The 6,020-nt window shown below is 58.6% G+C and carries 7 protein-coding genes; 4 read left to right on the top strand and 3 right to left on the bottom strand.

The window, feature by feature from the left end; all coding sequences use genetic code 11:
- Positions 1-180 precede the first annotated feature (180 nt).
- A complete protein-coding gene (locus tag CRI94_RS11785) occupies positions 181-735 on the bottom strand; it encodes a hypothetical protein (protein WP_098075940.1) in 555 nt (184 codons plus the stop codon).
- A gap of 833 nt (positions 736-1,568) precedes the next feature.
- Between CRI94_RS11785 and CRI94_RS11780 the strand changes: the two genes are divergently transcribed.
- The 4 genes from CRI94_RS11780 (at position 1,569) to CRI94_RS11765 (ending at position 5,224) form a co-directional block, all read left to right on the top strand.
- Entirely contained in the window at positions 1,569-2,183 is a 615-nt protein-coding gene (locus CRI94_RS11780) for a DUF1326 domain-containing protein (protein WP_098075938.1), read from the top strand.
- Between the two features lie 402 nt (positions 2,184-2,585).
- Positions 2,586-3,047 (top strand): cupin domain-containing protein, encoded by a 462-nt coding sequence (locus tag CRI94_RS11775; protein WP_098075936.1) that lies wholly within the window; start codon positions 2,586-2,588, stop codon positions 3,045-3,047.
- 164 nt (positions 3,048-3,211) lie between these two features.
- A complete protein-coding gene (locus CRI94_RS11770; protein WP_098075934.1) occupies positions 3,212-4,111 on the top strand; it encodes an alpha/beta fold hydrolase in 900 nt (299 codons plus the stop codon).
- Positions 4,112-4,453: 342 nt separating this feature from the next.
- On the top strand, positions 4,454-5,224 hold the full coding sequence (locus CRI94_RS11765; protein ID WP_098075932.1) for a DUF2182 domain-containing protein: 771 nt from the start codon (positions 4,454-4,456) through the stop codon (positions 5,222-5,224).
- A 52-nt stretch (positions 5,225-5,276) separates the two neighbouring features.
- Here CRI94_RS11765 and CRI94_RS11760 read toward each other — a convergent pair whose 3' ends face one another.
- Positions 5,277-5,795 carry a hypothetical protein gene (locus CRI94_RS11760; protein ID WP_098075930.1) on the bottom strand — a complete coding sequence of 173 codons (519 nt, stop codon included), beginning with the start codon at positions 5,793-5,795 and terminating at the stop codon, positions 5,277-5,279.
- A gap of 46 nt (positions 5,796-5,841) precedes the next feature.
- On the bottom strand, positions 5,842-6,018 hold the full coding sequence (locus tag CRI94_RS17715) for a hypothetical protein (protein ID WP_179862273.1): 177 nt from the start codon (positions 6,016-6,018) through the stop codon (positions 5,842-5,844).
- Positions 6,019-6,020: the final 2 nt, after the last annotated feature.

Raw genomic sequence — 6,020 nt, 5'->3', positions numbered from 1 at the left:
TCTACCGCCCTCATGCGTCGATATAGGGCGAACAGAGGAGCTATGCCCTCTGCCCAGAGTCACATGTACTCACGCACAGACCCAGAAAAAACATCCCTTCTACTTGTGCTTGGCATAATAAGAGCGCGTTGTTATGTTGATTCGAATCACTGAGCGCGACAGTCGATCACCTAATTGTATTTACTTTCTCCAATTACCATATGCGGCCAAGACGAAGAAAGCTACAAATTGAACACCAATCAGGGAAGCAGCAGTCCCCCCAAGACCACCAACGTCTGGAAATATGTAACCAATAAAAATTAGTACTATTGTGATGGCCCCACTCCCAATTGCTTGCGACCGTTTATCTTCTAGTTGTGTTGACGGAATAATTGAATAGATAAAATATAGAAGAAAACCCGCGGAGACCGCAAGTGCGCGCACAAGACTCTCTAGGAAGAAGCCCCGTATTGAATTAGCTAGGCGGTCGGGGATTGAGGTTTGTCGTGCCTTCATTTCCTCAATTACGCCCTCTCGAAGAACGTCTACGTGCTTCTGATCGATGCTGTCGGTTACCAAACCTTGTAGGCGTTCAATTTCATCAATTTGGTACGAGACATCGTAATGATGTGTAAACCCAGCCTCGTAGTTAATGAAGACGATCGTCCCAAATAAAGTTAGCAGATATAATAATCGCCCAACATTGAACTCCGTGAATACTCTCTCTAAGGTCTGAAAAGGCGTTCCTAAGTCCATGTCTTAGATGCGACGTGCGGCATCGTGGGCGTTATTGCGCTTTCAGGTCTAGTGAGGTTCAACATAACTTATCATTATCCGGAAGGCTTCGGGATAGTAAAAGCTATCCGGATTAAATTGGGTCTCAGCGGGGCTAATTCGATATTCCCGCAATGAATCCTATCCGGAACGGTTACGGAATTACGCATGCTATCCGGACAAAGTCCAGTGTGATATCTGTGTCCCCGCCGTCGATCGGTATCGATCCATCGACGTTCACACTGGCAGCGGGTAGGGTAGAGGCGAGGTCTATCCCCTCTCGGCGATGTGCGCCATGCGGTATCCCGTGATCGTCGGTCGCGTCTTGGCTTCGGACGTGGGCATCGGGCGCGGTTGGTTCGATGGATGATGGGGGCGCCGCTGGCCGGACTGAATGCATTGTCTGTAGTCGCCAAATCTTTCTCCACGTCGGACACCTCGAACGGAGGATCGCACGGTCATCCTGCGTAACGAGTCGTTGATTGTCGTGCGCTGCCTGTCTCGGCCGCGCCTCCTCGTCCGCGCCGTCGCGCGTGATCCACAAGATGCTGCCCCACAGCCCATACAGCCGATGGATCGGAGGTGAGGTCTCTGGATGCCGAAGGTCACGAGGGCGGCGCTTCACGTGGTTACAGATTGTGTGTCGTGATGCGGCCGAAGTTCGCGCAATGTAGAGGTGAGGGGCCACGCGGCAAGACGCACGAGACGCTTCATGAGCTCGAGTGAGCAGGCGTTGATTTTTTCGCGGAATGTGTCTACAGCCGTGCTGACCGCGATCCATCACGCATTCTGAACTTGCACAGACACCGTATCCCATGACCGATCAATGGAAACTCGAAGGCCAGTACATGGAAGCCTGCACGTGTGAGGTCGCCTGTCCGTGCATTATGCTCAGTGACCCGACGGAAGGAACGTGCACAGCCGTCGTGGCCTGGCATATCGAGGAGGGCGCATACAACGGGGTCAAGTTTGACGATTTAAACGTCGTCATGGCCCTCCACACGCCGGGCAACATGGCCGACGGCGACTGGAAAGCCGCTCTCTACCTGGACCGCCGGGCCGACGCTGGGCAGCAGGACGCGCTCGGTACGATCTTCGGCGGCGAGGCGGGCGGGCACCCGGCTCACCTGGCCGAGCTCATCAGCGACGTACGCGGTGTGGAGGTCGTCCCGCTGGCGTTCGAGACCGACGGAAAACACGGGCGACTCCGCATCGGAGAGGTCGGCCAGATCGGGTGTGCCGACGTGGCGCCGATCGAGGGGCAAAATGGAGAAGCCCCGACCGTCCAGGACCACCCGCTCGCCGTGGCGCCCGGGCATCCGGCGACGGTCGCAAAAGCGAGTCGCGCGCACTTCGAGGCGCATGGGATCGAGTTCGACGTGTCCGACCGCAACGCACTCCTTTCCCCCTTCTCGTACGCCGGACCGTGATAACCTGTCAGGCGGACGGGTCGCGAAAGAGTAAGGGCAGAATGCTACGTACCGGACACGTTCATTAGACCCTCTGTTATTTCAGCATTCCTCGGCGCAGGATTTCCGAGACGCATGATACGTACGAGGTCCTTTTCTCGATGACCTATGAAGGCATTCCGGTTTGAAATCAAACCGTCCGGTAGCTAGGGCAGAATGTTGAGTCTCAGGTAGTGTCGGAGGTTAACGTTTGGCACGGATGCAGTCGACTCCGTGAGCGAGGCCCGTACCGTTGTGTAGCCGGGGACTGTTCGCCAAACAAGTTTTGAGTCAATCAAGACCGGAAGACCGGTTCGACCGCGTCTCCGGACCGCCGCATCGGTCCTTTCGCATTGTCATCTATTCTTTAACCGAGATCAAACCATGAAACACACCGTGCTTCGTTCTGCGATCCTAGCACTCTTTCTACTGACCTTTACCACGGACGTGGACGCACAGGACGCGCCTCGATCCTGGACGATGGACGACCCGGACCTCGAGTGGGGGCCGTGTCCTGATTTCATGCCCGAGAGCTGTGAGATTGCCGTACTCAACGGACCTCCCGATCAGCCAAACGCGGATATTTTCTTCAAGATGGCACCTGGCACGACGGTCCCGGCCCATCGGCACACATCCGTCGAACGGATGGTGCTCGTATCCGGCGAAATGGAGGTCACCTATGAAGGCCACGACCCGGTCGTTCTCAAGCCGGGTACGTACGCGTTCGGTCCGGCCGAACTACCTCACGAAGCGTCCTGCGCTGACGGTGAGGCGTGCGTTCTCTTCATCGCGTTCGAAGAGCCGATCGACGCGATGCCGACCGACCCGATTGCAGCTGATCAGTAGCGCTGCTGGACGAGCGTCATTCTACACCCAACCACGCAGGGAATCGTCTTGCCGGCTTCATCCATGCCCTGAACGGAGGGATGGGCATCGCAGCGCCATAGACAGCGCTCTCTCCGATCCTCTGCGCAGACCGTTCAACAGAATCAGCACTGGAGATTGTACTCATGCCAACCGCTCGCGTCAATGGTACCACGCTCGCGTACGAGGTGTCGGGTGACGGCGAGCCCGTCGTCCTTGTCCACGGCTCCGCAAGCGACCACCGAACGTGGAGTGCCCAGAAGGACGCATTCGCAGAGCAGTTTCGGGTCATCTCGTACAGCCGACGCTATCACTGGCCGAACGAGCCGATTCCGGAGGACGCGGTATACATCATGGACGAACACGTCGACGATCTTCGTGCGCTCATTCGTTCACTCGACCTCGCACCGGCACACCTCGTGGGCAATTCCTACGGTGCATTCCTCTGCCTGCTGCTTGCCATCCGCGACCCCTCTCTCGTGCGAAGCCTCGTGCTCGCCGAGCCGCCCGTCCTCACTCTGTTCGTGAGCAACGACCCGACGGCACTGGAACTGCTGAAGGTGTTGCTTACCCGTCCCAGAACCGCCGTTGGTATCTTGCGTCTCGGAATTCAGGGCATTGATCCAGCGAAAAGGGCGTTTGAGCAGGGGGATCAGAAGGCCGGTCTTCGGACGTTCGTCGACGCCGTGTTAGGGCCTAGAGCCTACGATCGTCTACCAGATTTTCGTCGGGAGCAGGTGGAGGACAATGTCGAGAGTCTTCAGGCGGAACTGCTCGGACCGGGATTCTCGCCACTGGATGCGGAGAAGGTACAGCAGATACAGGCGCCTACGTTGTTGGTCACCGGGGAAGACAGCATCGGGTTGTTTCACCGTCTGACCGACCGGCTTGAAGAACTGTTGCCACGCTGCGAGCGAACCGAAATTCTCGAGGCACCGCATACGATGCATGAAGCGAATGCACCTGCATTCAACGCGGCGGTTCGGTCATTTCTCGAAACGCACCACCAAACGGGCGGGCAGCTCCCGGCGGCCCACGCTGTCTAGTTCAGGGCGAAGTATCTCCGTTTCCTCATCGAGTTCGGTGCGTTGCGCCCACCTGTTCTTCTGGTCGCGTCCGTCGTCTCGAATCAGCACCCATGAGGGGATGCCCCGGTCCGATCCGCGCAATATTCAGTGGAAAGGCGACCATACGGCGATAGCATTCAAAACAAGACGCGCACACCTTCACGCTCGCCCAACTTCATGCGACGTGGAGGATGGAAGGCCCGACATCGCCCTTTTCGTATTCCGATCCGCGTGGAACGAGTCGAGGAGGGGTAGGACGCGGTAGCAAGCTCGCTCCCACAGACCTCGGTCCTCCGTTCTCCTCCGCGAACCCAGATCTCTATGTCTCCACCGTTGACACAGACCTCCGTTTTTCAAAGGGACCGCCTGCTCATTCTGGCTGGGCTCTTTGTTCTTGCTATCCTCGCGTGGGCGTACATGGCAGAAATGGCGAGCCACATGAGCATGGCGTCGTCGACCTCGCCCCGGCAGGCGTGGAACGCGGAGGCGTTCGGCGTCGCCTTCGGGATGTGGTCGGTCATGATGATGGGCATGATGCTGCCTTCGGCCTCGCCGATGGTGCTGACATTCTACGGAATCAGTCGTCGACGAACGGACGGGCATGAGATGTGGGGCACGGCGCTCTTCGTGCTCGGCTACGTCCTCGTCTGGGTCGGCTACAGCGCCGGGGCCGCTCTTCTGCAGGGCGGCCTCCACGCAGTGGCGCTGCTTACGCCGATGGGGGCCAGCGCGAATCCATACTTCGCGGGCGGACTCCTCGTCATGGCTGGCCTGTATCAGTTTACGCCGCTCAAGGACGCCTGCATGACCGGCTGCCGCTCGCCGATGGGCTTTATCATGGCCGAGTGGCGACCAGGCCATTGCGGGGCGCTCGTCATGGGATGGCGCCACGGTTTGAATTGCGCCGGCTGCTGCTGGGCAACGATGGCGCTCATGTTCGTGCTCGGTGTGATGAACCTGCTCTGGATGGCTGCGCTCACCGCTCTGTGCCTGATCGAGAAGATCGCTCCCGGCGGCGACCGGTTCGGACGACTTGCGGGGGTTGGCTTCATCGGCTGGGGGGCGTGGCTCGTTGGCCGAGCGCTGCTTTGACGGCGCGAAGATCCGGTCTGTAGCGCATTTCGTAAACGCCTGCGCGTTGCCGTCATCCGGCCGTCGGAAGCGACTCGGTGTCGAGAAGAGGCGCCAGTTCGTGGTTGGCTTTTTGGATGATGCGTGACCCGTTGTCCGGGGTGAACGCATCGACGGCGGACTCCAGGGCACTCGTAACGGCGGATACGTCGGGCGGATCGTCGAGCCGCCGCGTCACCTGATCGGCCCGGGACTGTACCGCGAGGGAAGAGAGCCGTTCGAGGCGGTGCCGGTAGTCCTTTCGGTGCGAGTCGAGAAACCGTCCGTATGCGTCGGCAACGTAGGCGAGCGCGTCGGCCAGGGCGGCCTGTTTGTGCGCGCCGGCTTCCTCGCGACGGTCCATTTGGAACAAGAGCTTCGGCAGACGGAGGTGTTGTTCGAGCGTCGTGACGACGTGACTCTCATGTGCCCGGTCCAGGGCTTTTCGCAGTTCGTTCAGCGCGCCGGTTAAATCGCCGTGATTCTGGCGCTCGCGTACCTCCTTCAGCATGGATGCGTAGTTCGTATTCGTGGTCTGCGTGTGGTCATTCATTGCTCATGCGGGAAAGCCACGGGGAAATCGAGAGGGAGGCCATCCGTCATAAGAGGTCTACGAGTGCGAGGAAGAGAAGGAGTCCGATGACGCCGGCCATTTGCCAGGCATCGCTGTGGGCGATGGCTCCCTGAATAAAGAAGCCGAGATCGAGCAGTCCAAGAACGGTTAAGACCATTCCTTTACGTCGTTTTACAGCGGATAGCATGATAGCAGAAGGCATGT

The sequence above is a fragment of the Longibacter salinarum genome (assembly GCF_002554795.1).
Classification (GTDB): domain Bacteria; phylum Bacteroidota; class Rhodothermia; order Rhodothermales; family Salinibacteraceae; genus Longibacter; species Longibacter salinarum.
Note: the sequence above shows the minus strand (reverse complement) of the source record. Positions and strands in the feature narration are given on the sequence as shown.